The sequence below is a fragment of the Pseudomonas sp. FSL R10-1339 genome (assembly GCF_009600545.1).
Taxonomy (GTDB): Bacteria; Pseudomonadota; Gammaproteobacteria; order Pseudomonadales; family Pseudomonadaceae; genus Aquipseudomonas; species Aquipseudomonas bubulae.
In genome coordinates this window covers 1-13,988 of the sequence record NZ_WIVQ01000114.1, presented here as the reverse complement: position 1 = coordinate 13,988, position 13,988 = coordinate 1, and the positions used below count along the sequence as shown (strand labels likewise).

Sequence of the window (13,988 nt, the reverse complement as noted above, 5' to 3'; positions counted from 1 at the left end):
ATTGTGGTGCTGGGCTCGGGGCGTGAGCGGGGGGATCCGGCCTGGGGCAGCGATCAGCCCACCGGCATCGGTCTGGAGCGCCAGCGCTATGCCGCCCGACTGGCGAAGGCTTCGGGCTTGCCGGTGTTGACCACTGGCGGTTTGCACTACGGCTCGCCGCCCAGTGAGGCGCAGTTGATGGCGGATTCATTGCGTGATGATTTCGGCGTGCAAGTACGGTGGAAAGAAGAGCAAAGCCGCACAACGTGGGAAAACGCCAAAATGACCGCAGACATTCTGCTGCCGCTGGGGGTCAAGCGGGTGGTCGTGGTGACGCACGGCTGGCATATGTCGCGTTCGGTGTGGAGTTTTGAAAAGGCTGGTTTTGACGTGGTGCCTGCGCCGGTCGGTTTTTTCAGTGCCGACAATGCGCGACCGCTGGGGGGCTGGATGCCTGAGTACAAAGCGTTCTGGCAGTCCGGGCTATTGATCAATGAAGCGGTAGGGCAGATTGCCTATCCGTTGTTTTATCGCTGACCCATTAAGCAAAAGCCCCTCACCCTGGCCCTCTCCCGGAGGGAGAGGGGATTAAAGGCAAAAGCAGCTCTACGCAACACCACCTGTCAGCTCCCTCTCCCTCCGGGAGAGGGTTGGGGTGAGGGTAGAAGACGCAGAAGCACAAGGCTAGACCGTCTTGGCAATCCGGCTGGTGACCAGGGCCCAGCCAATCAGCAGGCTGCACAGGATGATCAGTGGCCATGAGCGCCATTGCAGGTAAGGCGTGAGGTTGTGCATGGGCACCACTTCGCCGTACATGATGCCTTGCTCGAACTGCGGAATTTGCGTGGTGATTTGCCCAAACGGGTTAATCAATGCCGTGACGCCATTGTTGGTGGCCCGAATCATCCAGCGCCCGGCTTCCAGGGCGCGCATCTGCGCCATTTGCAGGTGTTGCAGCGGCCCAATCGAGGTGCCGAACCAGGTGTCGTTGCTGATGGTCAGCAGGATATCGCTCTGGGCTGCAAGACCGGCAACGAAGTCCGGGTATACCACTTCATAGCAAATCAGCGGCGCGATCTGGTAGCCCTTGGCTTGCAACATGGCTTGATCTGCAGGGCCGCGGGCAAAGTCCGACATTGGCAGATCAAAAAATGCGATCAGGCCGCGCAGTACATCCTGCAGCGGCACATATTCGCCAAATGGCACCAGCTTCTGTTTCAGGTAAACACCATCGCCCTCGCCCACAGCGGTGATGCCGTTGAAGTAGCGCGGTTCATGTCGCACTTCCTGGCGGATCGGCACGCCGGTAATCAGCGCTGAGTTACGATCGGCGGCAAACCGGCCCATCATGCTCAAAAAGCCTTCAGCGTTCTCTTTGAGGACAGGGACAGCGGTTTCCGGCCAAACGATCAGGTCGACACGTTTGGAACTGAAGGTCATGTCACGGTAAAGGGCCAGCTGTGCATTGACCTGGGCCGGGTCCCATTTCATGCTTTGTTCGATATTGCCCTGGATCGCCGCCACGCTCAGCGGGTCACCTGAAGGGCTGGTCCAGGCGTGGTGCTTGAGGGCCTGGCCGACGGCCCAGGGGCCGATCAGCAAGACCACCCCTGCGGCGACAAAAGCCTTGCGTCTGGCCTTGATCAGGCGTGGCAAATTGCACAGCAGGGCTGCGGTCAGGGCCAGAGTGAAAGACACCAGCCACATGCCGCCCAACGGTGCGAGCCCGGCCAAAGGGCCGTCCAGCTGGCTGTAACCGGAGTACAGCCATGGGAAACCGGTGAGGAACCAGCCGCGGAACGCCTCTTGAGCAACCCATAGCGCGGCAAATGCCAGGGTATCGGCCAACGGCGCTTCATTGCGACGGATCCAGCGCGCCCACACCCAGGCGGGCAGGGCAAAGAACCAGGCGATGGCTGCCGTGAACAACAACATCAGGAAACCGGCAAGCAGTACTGATGCGCCGCCGAAGTGGTGGATGCTGTAGTAGATCCAGCTGGTGCCCGCGCCAAACAGGCCAAAACCGAAACACCAGCCTCGGCCCAGCGCCTGTTTTGGCGACAGGTCGCGCAAACCGAGATAGAACAGGGCCAGGGCAACCAGTGCCAATGGCCAGATATCGAAGGGGGCCAACGCCAGGGTTGTCAGTGCGCCGGCCACCACGGCCAGCAAGTTACCGGGCCAGCCGGGGGAGGTTATCCAGCGCATTTCAATCCTTGGTATTGAGATTTAGCGGGCAATAGGCGTGAGACGAATCAGATGGATCCGGCGGCTGTCAGCATTGAGGATGCGGAAGCGGTAGGGGCCGATTTCAGTGGTTTCGTTGCGTTTGGGCAAGTGCCCGAATGCGCTCATGACCAGGCCGCCCACGGTGTCGAACTCGTCGTCGGAGAATTCGGTGTCGAAGAACTCGTTGAAGTTCTCGATCGGGGTCAGGGCCTTGATCAGGAAGTCACCGCTGGGCAACGGCTTGATGTAGCTGTCTTCTTCGACGTCGTGCTCGTCTTCGATGTCGCCAACGATCTGCTCGAGAACGTCTTCAATCGTCACCAGACCCGCAACGCCGCCGTATTCGTCAATCACGATGGCCATGTGGTTGTGGTTGGCGCGGAACTCGCGCAACAACACGTTAAGGCGCTTGGACTCGGGGACAAATGTCGCCGGACGCAGCAAATCCTTGATGTTGTACTTGTCGCCGTTCTCTTGAAGGATCAGCGGCAGCAGGTCTTTGGCCAGGAGGACGCCAAGGACGTCGTCGTGGCTTTCGCCGATCACCGGGTAGCGCGAGTGCGCCGCGTCAATGATCGCCGGGAGAAATTCGCGGGGGGTCTGGGTTGCCTTGATGCTGATCATCTGCGAGCGAGGAACCATGATGTCCCGTACCTGCAGGTCAGCCACTTGAATGGCACCTTCGACGATGGCCAGCGCTTCACTGTCCAAAAGTTTGTTCTGGTGTGCTTCGCGCAGCAGCTCAAGCAGCTCCTGGCGGTTTTTCGGCTCATGGGCAAAGGCCTGGGTCAGCTTACCTAACCATGACTTTTGCCCGTTGCTCGATCGGTCTTCGCTCATAGCGATTTACTCGTATCCCTTGGTAGTTTCAGTGGGTGTTATTCGGTTTCGTCGTCTGCATACGGGTCAGGATGACCCAGTTCTGCAAGCAACGTTCGTTCCAGTGCTTCCATTTCTTCGGCTTCTTCGTCTTCTATATGGTCGTAACCCAGAAGATGCAAGCAACCGTGTATCACCAGATGGGCCCAGTGGGCCTCAAGGCTTTTGCCTTGTTCGGCGGCTTCGCGCTCGACCACGGCCACGCAAATCACCAGATCGCCCAATAGCGGGATATCGAGGAACTCATCAGGCACGTCAGCGGGGAAGGACAGCACATTGGTGGCGTAGTCTTTTTGGCGCCAGGTGTGGTTCAGTTCACGACCTTCGGGTTCGTCTACCAGACGAATGGTCATTTCCGAATCGGCGCTGCGCTGGCGCAAAGCCAGTTCACACCATTGGCGGAACTGGGCTTCGCTGGGGGCACTGGCGTCGGTCGCCAGTTGCAGGTCAAGCTCAAGCATCGTGGCGGTAATCCTTTGCAGCGGGCAGCGCGGCCAGCTTGTCGGCGGCTTCCTGTTCGTAGCGACCGTAGGCCTCCACGATGCGCTGCACCAGCGGGTGGCGCACGACGTCCTTGGACTGGAAGTGGGTAAAGCTGATGCCCGGCACGTCCTTGAGCACTTCAATGACATGGTTCAGCCCCGATTTCGTGCCTTTGGGCAGGTCGATCTGGGTGATGTCACCGGTGATCACGGCGGTCGAGCCGAAGCCGATGCGGGTCAGGAACATTTTCATCTGCTCGACCGTGGTGTTCTGGCTTTCGTCGAGAATGATGAAACTGTTGTTCAGCGTGCGGCCGCGCATGTAGGCCAGTGGCGCGACTTCGATCACCTGGCGCTCGATCAGCTTGGCCACGTATTCAAAACCAAGCATTTCGTACAGTGCGTCGTAGAGCGGGCGCAGGTACGGGTCTATTTTTTGCGACAGGTCACCCGGCAGGAAACCGAGCTTCTCACCGGCCTCAACCGCCGGGCGCACCAGCAGGATGCGGCGGATCTGCTCGCGTTCCAGGGCATCAACTGCGCAGGCCACAGCCAGATAGGTTTTACCCGTACCCGCCGGGCCAATGCCGAAGTTGATGTCGTTGCCCAGGATCTCTTTGACGTAACGCTGCTGGTTGATCCCGCGAGGGCGGATCATGCCCTTTTTGGTGCGCAGCGAAACACTGGCTTCAGCCACCGGGTTGCTGGCGAGGTCTTGTACCGCAGACTCTTGCAGGAACAGGTGAACCATGTCCGGCGAAAGCTCGGTGGCCTTGGTTTCGCGGTACAGGCGGCGCAGCAGGTTTTCTGCCGAAGAAGTGATTTTCGGGTCGCCGATCAGCTCGAACTGGTTACCGCGATTGCGGATTTCGATCGTCAGGCGTTGCTCGATCAAGCGCAGATGCTCGTCGAATTGCCCGCACAGATTGGCGAAACGGCGGGCCTCAAAGGGCTCGAGAAGGAAACGATGTGGTTCGATGGGTGCGTTCAAGGTCGTATTTAGCCGCCCTTAGGCAATTGATATGAAATTAAGGATAACGCTAGCAGGTCAAGCGTGAAAGGACTTCACCAAATGTTTGATGTGGGAGCGGGTTTGCTCGCGATTGCACCACCGCACTCATCCAGTCGGACCGTGTTGCGTGCATCGCGAGCAAGCCCGCTCCCACAAGGGACGATGGCGTGTGGTCAGTTCAGCAGCGAGCCCCGCAACGAGTGCGGCTGGGCCGCATCAATATGCACATCGGCGAATTGCCCGATCAACTGCGGGTTGTCGCAGCGGAAGTTGACGATGCGGTTGTTCTCGGTCCGGCCCTGCAACTCGCCCGGGTCTTTTTTCGAGTAGTCGGTTACCAGGATCCGCTGGGTCGAGCCCACCATCTGGCGGCTGATCTCGAAGCCCTGTTGGTTGAGACGATGTTGCAGCGCGTTCAGACGCTCTTTCTTGCGCTCTTCCGGGGTGTCGTCCGTCAGGTCTGCTGCCGGGGTGCCCGGGCGCTGGCTGTAGACAAAAGAGTAGGAAAAGTCGAAACCCACGTCTTCGATCAGCTTCATGGTCTGTTCGAAGTCTTTTTCGGTTTCGCCCGGGAAGCCGACAATAAAGTCGGAGCTGATGCAGATCCCCGGTACGGCAGCGCGCAGTTTGCGCAGCTTGGACTTGTACTCCAGCGCCGTGTGATTGCGTTTCATCGCCGACAGAATGCGGTCGGAGCCCGATTGCACCGGAAGATGCAGGTGTTTGACCAGTTCCGGGACTTCGGCGTGAGCCTGGATCAGGCTGTCGGAAAACTCCAGCGGGTGGGAGGTGGTGTAGCGGATACGCTCGATACCGTCGATCGCCGCAACCACACGGATCAGCTCGGCAAGGTCGGCGAGGCGGCCACCTTCGGTCAGGCCGCGATAGCCGTTGACGTTCTGGCCAAGCAGGGTCACTTCACGCACGCCGTTTTCAGCCAGGTGGATCACCTCGGCCAATACATCATCGAAGGGCCGGCTGACTTCTTCGCCGCGGGTGTAAGGCACCACGCAGAACGTGCAGTACTTGCTGCAACCTTCCATGACCGACACGTAGGCGCTTGGGCCGTCGATGCGAGGCTCTGGCAGGTGATCGAATTTCTCGATTTCAGGGAATGACACATCAACCTGCGGCAGTTTGGTGATGCGCGCGGCGTCAATCATTTCCGGCAGGCGGTGCAGGGTTTGCGGGCCGAATACCACGTCCACATACGGGGCGCGATCGCGGATCGCCGCGCCTTCCTGGCTGGCCACGCAACCGCCCACGGCGATAACCATGTCGGGGTTGGCCAGTTTCAGTTCGCGCCAGCGACCCAGTTGGGAGTACACGCGGTCCTGGGCACGTTCACGGATTGAACAGGTATTCAGCAGGATGACATCAGCGTCTTCGGCGCGCGCTGTGACTTCCAGGGCCTGATGTTCACCCAGCAGGTCGACCATGCGCGAGCTGTCGTACTCATTCATCTGGCAACCGTGGGTTTCGATGTAAAGCTTCTTGGCCATGGGTGTTCATCAAGTGGTTCAAAGAACCGCACATTATAGGGGTCATAGCCGTTGCTTCCTAGCGTTGTGCGTCTGATGGCTATGCTATAGTTCGCGCCCTCTTTTTTACCTTCAGATGCTTACCCGCCCACCATGACCAAACGTGAAGCTCCAATCTACAAGGTGATTTTCCTCAACCAGGGCCAGGTGTTCGAAATGTACGCCAAGCAGATCTATCAAAGTGATCTGTGGGGGTTTCTGGAAGTAGAGGAATTCGTCTTCGGTGAGCGCACACAAATGGTTGTCGACCCCAGCGAAGAAAAGCTCAAGGCTCAGTTTGAAGGTGTGGTGCGCAGCTTTGTGCCGATGCACTCGATTGTCCGTATCGATGAGGTTGAGCGGCTGGGCACGCCTAAAATCAGTGAAGCCCGTGGTGTCAGCAATGTGATGCCGTTTCCGTTTCCGATGCCGGACAAGTAAGGGCTTTTCTTTCCCTTCCCGCGCTCGCAATCCCTTCATGGCGACAGCAAGTCCCCTTGTCGATACGCCTGCGCCCCGGCGACATGGGCAATGGTCATTCCCGCAGTCGCCATGCGCCGCAATGAGCGGACATAGAGCAAGCCTTCGCGTTGACAGACCACTGGAGTAATACGGTCCGTGATGGGGTCAATGATGTCTGCCACCACAGCCCCCGCCTGCAGGTAGTCACCCACTTGCGCATAAAACACCAGCAAACCCCCCGTGGGGCTGTTCAACGGCTCGACGCCCGCTAGCGGGGTCGGCGGGTTGAGCAATGCCGGAAGTGCTTTTGGCTGCCCTTCGACTGCACCCGCATGGATCAAGTAGTCGATCAGCGCCTGGCTATCGTCACGCGCCAGTTCGTGGGTCACATCCGCCACCCCTCGCAGCTCAACGGTCACGGCAAAGCTGCAGCACGCCAGGGGGAAGCGTGGCGCAAAGCGCGCTTGCATCTGCGCCCAGAACAGGGTGAACCATTCATCGAAGGACTGCCCGCCCGACTCGGTGGCCATAAAGCAGGCTCGGGCCCCCAGGTAACGGGCCAGGGGCTCTACCTGCGGCCAGAAGGCCGGGGCCAGGTACAGGTGCTGCACGGCTTCGAAGTCGCAGTGCAGGTCCAGGACCATATCGGCATCGCACGCCAGGGTCTGCAGGGTCTGACGCAGGGCCTGCACGTGGGTCAGCGGCTGCGTGGCGACCAGGACACGGCGCAAGGCTGAGCGAATCAGTTGCGTGTTGTGCTCTGGATCCTGGGTCAACTGGCCCTCGACACTATCGCCCACCTCCTGACTGACATCCACAAAGAAGCGGTTGAAATTCTGTCGGCTTTCGTTATCAAAACGCCCCTGGGGCACGTCCATCAGCACCTGCTCCAGCCCCGCCGGGTTGGCCACGGGCACCAGCACTATGTGCTTGCGCAACAGGCCGGCCTGCTCGAGTTCCAGCATGCGCTGCTTGAGATGCCAGATCACCAGCATGCCCGGCAGCTCGTCCGCGTGCAGCGACGCCTGGATATAGATTTTCCCGTGCTCTGGCGCTGGTCCGTAATGAAAACTATGGATTTGCCGACAGGTGCCCGGTACGGCGGCCAGCACATCATGACGTTGGTGGTGCATGGGGGGTCTCCTATCGGCGCGGGCCGAGAAATGCCAGCCAGCGCCGCTCGGCCAGGCGAAACAGGCCCACCAGGGCAAAGGTGGCGATAAGGTACAGCCCGGCAGCGATGACAAACGAAGGGAAGGTCTGAAGGGTGGCCGCGTTGGCATCCCGGGCGACTTTGAGAATGTCAGGGACCGTGGCGGTGAAGGCCAGGGTGGTGGAGTGCAGCAACAGGATCACTTCGTTGCTGTAAACCGGCAAGGCGCGGCGCAGTGCCTGGGGCATGACGACGCGGCGGTAGAGCTTCCAGCCATTGAAGCCATACGCCCGGGCAGCTTGTACCTCCCCCCGGGCGATTGAACGGATCGCACCGGCGAAGATTTCCGTGGTGTAGGCGCACGTATTGAGGGTGAAGGCCAGCAGGGTGCAGTTGATGGCATCGCGAAAAAATGCGCCCAGCAACGGCTGCGACTGAACGGCGGCAAGGCTGTAGATGCCCGAGTAGCAGATCAACAGCTGGATATACAGCGGCGTGCCGCGAAACAGGTAAGTAAAGCCATGCACCGGCCAGCGCACCCAGCGGTTTTCAGAAACCCGGGCAATGGCCAGCGGGATCGAGAGTACAAAACCCATGCCGATGGAAGCAGTGGTCAGCCACAAGGTCATGGCCAGACCGCTGATCTGCTGGCCATCGCTATACAAAAAAGGCTGCCAATACGACAGCAATACTTCGATCATCGCGCACCCCGCTCGAACCCCACGGCGAAGCGCCGCTCAAGCCTGTGCAATACGCTGTTGGAGGCAACGGCTATCAGCAGGTAGATCACTGCCGCCAGCACCAGGAAGTTAAACAGTTGAAAACTGCTTTTTCCCGCGTCGCTGGCTGCCTTTACCAGCTCGGCCAGGCCGATGATCGACACCAGCGAGGTTGCCTTGAGCAGCACCAGCCAGTTGTTGCCCAACCCCGGCAGCGCAAAGCGCATCATCTGCGGGAACAGCACACGACAAAAACACTGCATCGGGCTCAGGCCGTAGGCCCTGGCAGCCTCAATCTGCCCAAAGGGCACTGCGAGAATGGCGCCGCGCAAGGTTTCGGTGAAGTAAGCGCCGTAGATAAAGCCCAGGGTCATCACCCCGGCAGTGAAGGCATCTATCTCTATATAGGCCCAGCCCAGCCTGTCCGTGAGTTGGCCGAGCCAGGTTTGCAGGCCGTAGAAGATCAGCAGCATCAGCACAAGGTCGGGCACGCCGCGGATCAGGGTGGTGTAAAGCCGGGCCATCCATCGCGCCGCACGGCTTGTGGATAACTTGGCTCCTGCGCCCAGCAGCCCCAGAAACAGGCTCAGCAGCAGTGATATCAGCGCCAGCTTGATCGTCATCCAGGTGCCCAGTGCCAGCAATGGCGCGTAAACCTGAAGGCCGCTCATTTATTGCTGTACAGAACAAGATCCCCGAAATACTGCTTTTGCAGCCGTGCGTAGGTGCCATCGGCATGCAGTTGGGCGAGGCCTTTATCGAGCAGAGCCTTGAGTGCTTGATTGCCCTTGAGGATGCCAATGGCGCTGGTGCCCGGCATCAGGTCGCTTTCAATCGCCTTGCCGGCCTCAAAGGCAGCGCCCTGGGGAGAGCGCAAAAAGCCCAGCTCGGCTTGAACCAGATCCTGGAGGGCCGCGTCCAGTCGCCCGACTTGCAGATCAGCGTAGGCCCGATCCTGATCCGGGTATGCCACGAGTTTCGCTCCGGCCTTGGCCAGCACCGCCTTGGCATAGACCTCCTGGGTGCTGCCCTGCAGGTAGCCGATGGCTTTGCCTTTTACCGCCTGCAGGCTGGCATCCAGGCCAGCGCCTTTTTTGAACACCAGCGCATTGGGCGTGGTCATCACCTCGGACGAGAAATCAATGACCCTTTGCCGCGCCGCCGTCACCGCCATAGTGGCCAGAATGCCGTCGATCTTGCGAGCATTGAGGCTGGGGATCATGCCGTCAAAATCGATTTCGACCCACTTGCAGCTCGCCTGCACGCGCTCGCACAGGGCGTTGCCCAGGTCAATTTCAAAGCCCACCAGTGAGCCGTCGGCACTTTTCGAGGCAAAGGGCGGGTAGGTCGGGTCGGTGCCAAAACGTATGACTTGGTAATCCTTGGCCAGCGCCGGGGCAATGACTACGACACACGCCAGCACGGCCACCACCAGCAGTGCCAGCATCCACAGTATCTTTTTCATGGGTTGATTCCTTATTGTTGTTGTAATAACCGCCCGTCGGGTCGCTATTGCCCGTCGGGCGACAGGTTGACCACTCAAGAAAGAATTCAAGGCGCCGGCCAGTCTTCCAGCGCCACCAACTCCCGGCGCATGCGAAGCAACCCGGGGGGGGCGTCGAACTCCCGGGCAAAGCGATGCCCGGAGTACACCGCGGCAGCAATTGTGCCCGGAGCCAGGCAATCACCGATCTGGATCACCTGCTGCACACCCCGGGACTCGGCCTGCAGGGCGTCGAACAGACCCTGCTCAGGCTCGCGGGAGGTCACCAGCAGCACCCCTGCGGCAGGAATGAAACGCGGGCGCCCGGTGTAGGTGCACGCTGCCTGTACACCGTACGGCGTGAGGCTGCACAGCGTATGGGAGGTGATGATGGTGACATCCAGTTCCAGCAAGCGGCGCTGGATCCGGTGCTGTTCAAGGGTATTGTGGGTCCAGGGGGCAACATCTGCGGCCGGGGTGACATACAGCACCTCGACTCCCCGGGCAATCAGGCTCTCGGCCAGTACGCTGCCCATGTAGTAGTGGTCATCGTCGAACACCACCACGGGCGAAGGCAGCACAGCGCCTGCCATCACATCATCCGGCGTGAATACGGGCAGGTTTTCCAGCCCAGGGAGAGGGTGGCGCAACACACGGCCCAGGCCATCGTTGCGCCAACGCGAACCGGTGGCGACAAACACGTGGCTGGCTTCAATGTCGAGAACGTCCTGCACTTCAAGGCGGCTTTCACGGTAGATCTCGACATTGCCCAGACGGCTCAAGGCATCCACCCTGTAATCGACCACCCGCGACCAGCTCGCCAGCCCCGGTAGCCGGGACTCGCTGGCCACGCGTCCGCCCAGGGTGCGAGTGGCTTCAGCCAGCATCACTTCCAGGCCGCGAGCGCCGAGTACCCGGGCACACTCAAGACCGGCAGGGCCTGCGCCGATTACCAGCGCTCGCCCCTCGGCACGCCGGACCGGAACCTGCTCCGGATGCCAGCCGCGTCGCCATTCCTCGCCCATAGTCGGATTTTGTGTGCAGCGCATTGGCGTGCTGGTGTGATCGCCGCTGACGCAAACATTGCAGCCGATGCACTCGCGAATTTCGTCGGTGCGCCCCTGGTCGATTTTGTTGGGCAGGAAAGGATCGGCTATAGAAGGGCGGGCCGCGCCGATCAGGTCCAACACCCCGCGGCGCACCAGCGAGGCCATGGTATCGGGCGAGGTGAAACGTCCTACACCCACCACCGGCTTGCTGGTCAAGGCCTTGAGCCCGGTGAGGAATGCCTCCTGATAACCCTCTGCGGCAAACCGCGAGGTCACGCTGTCATTGGCCCAGTCGGCAACATTGATATCCCAAAGATCCGGCAGCTCGGCCAGCATGGAAAACACTTCGACGCCTTCGCTGTCCCGGGTCAGGCCGGCGCAGCCCTGCTGCTCGTCAACGGCCAGGCGCACGGCAACGGCGCAGCGGTCACCGACGGCATCCCGGGTGTCTTCTATCAACTCGCGCAGCAGGCGCACACGATTGAACAGCGCTCCGCCATATTCATCCGTGCGGCGATTGTTGCGTTGCGTCAGAAAGTGGAACGGCAAGCCCAGATCATGGCCAGCGTATACATAAATGATGTCAAACCCTGCATCACGGGCACGCAAGGCCGCAGCCCTGTGCAGCTCGCGCAGTTGCTTGATGTCGGCGCGGCTCATGGCGCGGGCCTGCACCGGGTCGTAGCCGCGCACGGGGGTATTGGAGGGGGCCCAGGGGATTTCGCGGCTGGTGCGATTGGGCGCGGAATAGCCATTGAAGGCCAGTTCCACACCCGCCAGGCTACCGTGCCGGTGAACCGCGTCACACATGCGGGCCAGCGCCGGTATGTCGCGCTTGTCCCACAGGCGTGCTTCGATATAAGGCGAGAATTCGCTCAAGGGGCTGATTTCGCACTCTTCCGTGCAGACAACACCCCACCCGCCCTCGGCCTTTATTGCGCGCATACGTGCCATAGCCGAAGGATGTACATGCCCCATGCCATTACAGTGCGGTACCTGGTAAAAACGATTGCGCGTACGCACGGGCCCTATCTGGACCGGCTCAAACAAAATGTCATATCTCGGATCACGCACAGGTATTCCCCCGTGCCCAAATAGATCGACGCATTTGATACAAAAACAAAGAACAGCGCGTCAATCAAATGAGCACACTATTGCCACGTTTAAAGAGTGAACTGCGTGATGACACGCCAATAGCTACTGCGCAGCGCAAGACCGTGGGCAGCGAGAGGAAATCATGAGTTGTTTCTTGTAACGGGTCAAACCCGTTAAATCGAGGGTCGCGGCCTATCATCATATTCTGTTCAAGGCTCTAAAACAGGGCTTTGAACAATGATGGGCATAATAATCATGGGTGAAAACAACGTAATCAAGTTAACTTAAGCTTAAGTAAGGTTAATCTTTATTTGGCGTAAGAATAATTACCTAGATATATATTTAACAGCTTCAAGCTGCAGCGCTCAGCCCATGAATCACCCCGTGTGCATAATGCATAAGACGAGGTTGGTCTTCACGTAGCGTTTGAGGTTGTGCAGGCGCAGCATTAAGTTGAGTTGGGTAAAAAATGTTTTCGGTGCAGGGTTAAGTGATGCGCTATGAAAAATTCATGCGTCGCTCTATTAGTGCCACTCACCATCAGTCGAGTCATGCCCTATTACGGAATAACATTCTTGCGGACTTTGGTGGCTCACAAGCACGCGAGTGACCTGGCGTTGATTTCGTATGTGCTGGCGATTTTGTCTGTAGTGGCCGTGATGCTTTCAATGTCATTGGGGCGACGGGTAATTTAATCGCTGAACATTCGGATGACATCCAGGAAAAGGCGTATCCGGCACAGGTACGTTGTCGCCAGCAAACCAGCAAGGGTTTGAAATCAGGGCAATGGTGAAAACGGCGAGCGGGCGTCGGTAGATTGCAGCTCCTGCAAATACTTGCGGAAGATCTGTCCGAGTATCTGGGTAGCCGTTTCGAGCTGGTCGCGCGGCATTTGCTCGGCCACCATGTCGGCGGTGTCCAGGGCGTCTTCGGCGCCGTTGACCGCAGCCATTTTCAGCACGATATAGGCCTGAATGTTGTTGGCCGGCACGCCTTCGCCTTTGAAAAACATGGTGCCGAGCTGGAACTGGGCCATGGCGTGGCCTTGCAGCGAGGCTTTTTCGAAGTAGCTCAGCGCCTTGTTGAAGTCTTGCGGGGTGTTTTTACCGTCGTAATAGAACTCGCCCAACTCGTATTCGGCTTCTGCATCCCCGGCTTTGGCCGCCTCTTCACAGGCTGCAAGCGCCTCGGCGAGGTCCTCAGGCTGAGTATTGAGGGTGCAGCGACCCATCGCTGGGATCAACAACGAGTTACCGCCTGCCTGGGCAAGCAACGGCTGTAGGAGCAACAGGCAGCCCAGTGCAAGGGCGCGGCCGGTGCGGTTCATGGGAATCGACGTACCTCTGGATGACGGGTTAACCCGATCATGGGATGTATAGGCGCGCATTATGAAATAAGCAGAGGCAACCTTACAAAGTCTTTACTCGTTTTTCTGCTGCCTGAGCGCGATATCCATTGATTTAAGACGATTATGGACGGGTGGGCTAAAAGATCTGCTCATTACTGGCATAAAAAAACGGCAAGGGCGCTCGCCCTTGCCGTTTCTTGGATTATTTCAGTGCAGCAAATGCGCGTTCTGCGGCGTCCAGGGTCAGTTGCAACTCGGCTTCGCCGTGGGCGATCGAGGTGAAACCGGCTTCGAAGGCGCTGGGTGCCAGGTATACGCCTCCTTCGAGCATCAAATGGAAGAATCGCTTGAACAGGTCGGCATCGCTGGCCATGACGTCGTCAAAGGTGACAATGTCATCGGCGCCGCTGAAGTACAGGCCAAACATACCGCCGGCCTGTGTGGTCACGAAGGGGATGCCGGCCGCGTCGGCGCGCTGTTGCAGGCCATCGAGCAGGCGGGTGGTGTAATCGCTCAGCTCGGCGTGGAAGCCCGGGCGGCTGATCAGGCGCAAAGTGGTCAGGCCGGCGGCCATGGCC

General features: G+C 59.3%; 13 protein-coding genes and 1 pseudogene. 2 read left to right on the top strand and 12 right to left on the bottom strand.

Annotation, left to right across the window (positions count from 1 at the left end; all coding sequences use genetic code 11):
* Positions 1 to 516 (top strand): YdcF family protein (locus GHO03_RS21670; protein WP_153400504.1); only part of this gene is annotated, 516 nt, incomplete at its 5' end.
* A 147-nt stretch (positions 517 to 663) separates the two neighbouring features.
* Here GHO03_RS21670 and lnt read toward each other — a convergent pair.
* The 5 genes from lnt to miaB all read right to left on the bottom strand — a co-directional run bounded on the left by lnt (position 664) and on the right by miaB (position 6,083).
* Positions 664 to 2,187: an apolipoprotein N-acyltransferase gene (lnt, locus tag GHO03_RS21665; RefSeq protein ID WP_094999424.1), complete on the bottom strand. Its 1,524-nt coding sequence runs from the start codon at positions 2,185 to 2,187 to the stop codon at positions 664 to 666.
* 21 nt (positions 2,188 to 2,208) lie between these two features.
* Positions 2,209 to 3,048, bottom strand: coding sequence for an HlyC/CorC family transporter (locus GHO03_RS21660; RefSeq protein ID WP_016779277.1), 840 nt, complete (start codon positions 3,046 to 3,048; stop codon positions 2,209 to 2,211).
* Between the two features lie 38 nt (positions 3,049 to 3,086).
* A complete protein-coding gene (ybeY, locus tag GHO03_RS21655) occupies positions 3,087 to 3,548 on the bottom strand; it encodes an rRNA maturation RNase YbeY (RefSeq protein ID WP_016779278.1) in 462 nt (153 codons plus the stop codon).
* On the bottom strand, positions 3,541 to 4,560 hold the full coding sequence (locus GHO03_RS21650) for a PhoH family protein (protein WP_094999423.1): 1,020 nt from the start codon (positions 4,558 to 4,560) through the stop codon (positions 3,541 to 3,543). Before GHO03_RS21650 ends, ybeY begins: the two co-directional genes overlap by 8 nt.
* Positions 4,561 to 4,754: 194 nt before the next feature.
* Positions 4,755 to 6,083: a tRNA (N6-isopentenyl adenosine(37)-C2)-methylthiotransferase MiaB gene (gene miaB / locus GHO03_RS21645; protein WP_094999422.1), complete on the bottom strand. Its 1,329-nt coding sequence runs from the start codon at positions 6,081 to 6,083 to the stop codon at positions 4,755 to 4,757.
* 132 nt (positions 6,084 to 6,215) lie between these two features.
* On the opposite strand from miaB, the gene GHO03_RS21640 reads away from it, so the two are divergent.
* Positions 6,216 to 6,542, top strand: a complete 327-nt coding sequence (locus GHO03_RS21640; protein WP_016779282.1) for a DUF1820 family protein — start codon at positions 6,216 to 6,218, stop codon at positions 6,540 to 6,542.
* A gap of 35 nt (positions 6,543 to 6,577) precedes the next feature.
* Here GHO03_RS21640 and GHO03_RS21635 read toward each other — a convergent pair whose 3' ends face one another.
* The 7 genes and pseudogenes from GHO03_RS21635 to GHO03_RS21605 form a co-directional block, all read right to left on the bottom strand.
* Positions 6,578 to 7,696: a succinylglutamate desuccinylase/aspartoacylase family protein gene (locus GHO03_RS21635; RefSeq protein WP_095023451.1), complete on the bottom strand. Its 1,119-nt coding sequence runs from the start codon at positions 7,694 to 7,696 to the stop codon at positions 6,578 to 6,580.
* 10 nt (positions 7,697 to 7,706) lie between these two features.
* Complete coding sequence (locus GHO03_RS21630) at positions 7,707 to 8,417, bottom strand: ABC transporter permease (protein WP_094999420.1); 711 nt, start codon at positions 8,415 to 8,417, stop codon at positions 7,707 to 7,709.
* The gene (locus GHO03_RS21625; RefSeq protein WP_095019043.1) at positions 8,414 to 9,106 is read right to left on the bottom strand and encodes an ABC transporter permease; all 693 of its coding nucleotides are present in this window, start codon (positions 9,104 to 9,106) and stop codon (positions 8,414 to 8,416) included. The genes GHO03_RS21630 and GHO03_RS21625 overlap by 4 nt, the downstream gene beginning before the upstream one ends.
* Entirely contained in the window at positions 9,103 to 9,900 is a 798-nt protein-coding gene (locus GHO03_RS21620; RefSeq protein WP_094999418.1) for a transporter substrate-binding domain-containing protein, read from the bottom strand. Before GHO03_RS21620 ends, GHO03_RS21625 begins: the two co-directional genes overlap by 4 nt.
* 86 nt (positions 9,901 to 9,986) lie before the next feature.
* A complete protein-coding gene (locus tag GHO03_RS21615; RefSeq protein WP_372241775.1) occupies positions 9,987 to 12,041 on the bottom strand; it encodes an FAD-dependent oxidoreductase in 2,055 nt (684 codons plus the stop codon).
* 799 nt (positions 12,042 to 12,840) lie between these two features.
* The gene (locus tag GHO03_RS21610; protein ID WP_094999416.1) at positions 12,841 to 13,389 is read right to left on the bottom strand and encodes a tetratricopeptide repeat protein; all 549 of its coding nucleotides are present in this window, start codon (positions 13,387 to 13,389) and stop codon (positions 12,841 to 12,843) included.
* Between the two features lie 223 nt (positions 13,390 to 13,612).
* Positions 13,613 to 13,988 (bottom strand): annotated as a pseudogene (locus tag GHO03_RS21605) (aspartate aminotransferase family protein); the annotation flags it as partial.

Coding starts and splice junctions, on each gene's coding strand:
- lnt (WP_094999424.1), bottom strand. CDS start 2,187: ATGCGCTGGATAACCTCCCCCGGCTGGCCCGGTAACTTGCTGGCCGTG.
- GHO03_RS21660 (WP_016779277.1), bottom strand. CDS start 3,048: ATGAGCGAAGACCGATCGAGCAACGGGCAAAAGTCATGGTTAGGTAAG.
- ybeY (WP_016779278.1), bottom strand. CDS start 3,548: ATGCTTGAGCTTGACCTGCAACTGGCGACCGACGCCAGTGCCCCCAGC.
- miaB (WP_094999422.1), bottom strand. CDS start 6,083: ATGGCCAAGAAGCTTTACATCGAAACCCACGGTTGCCAGATGAATGAG.
- GHO03_RS21640 (WP_016779282.1), top strand. CDS start 6,216: ATGACCAAACGTGAAGCTCCAATCTACAAGGTGATTTTCCTCAACCAG.
- GHO03_RS21635 (WP_095023451.1), bottom strand. CDS start 7,696: ATGCACCACCAACGTCATGATGTGCTGGCCGCCGTACCGGGCACCTGT.
- GHO03_RS21630 (WP_094999420.1), bottom strand. CDS start 8,417: ATGATCGAAGTATTGCTGTCGTATTGGCAGCCTTTTTTGTATAGCGAT.
- GHO03_RS21625 (WP_095019043.1), bottom strand. CDS start 9,106: ATGAGCGGCCTTCAGGTTTACGCGCCATTGCTGGCACTGGGCACCTGG.
- GHO03_RS21620 (WP_094999418.1), bottom strand. CDS start 9,900: ATGAAAAAGATACTGTGGATGCTGGCACTGCTGGTGGTGGCCGTGCTG.
- GHO03_RS21610 (WP_094999416.1), bottom strand. CDS start 13,389: ATGAACCGCACCGGCCGCGCCCTTGCACTGGGCTGCCTGTTGCTCCTA.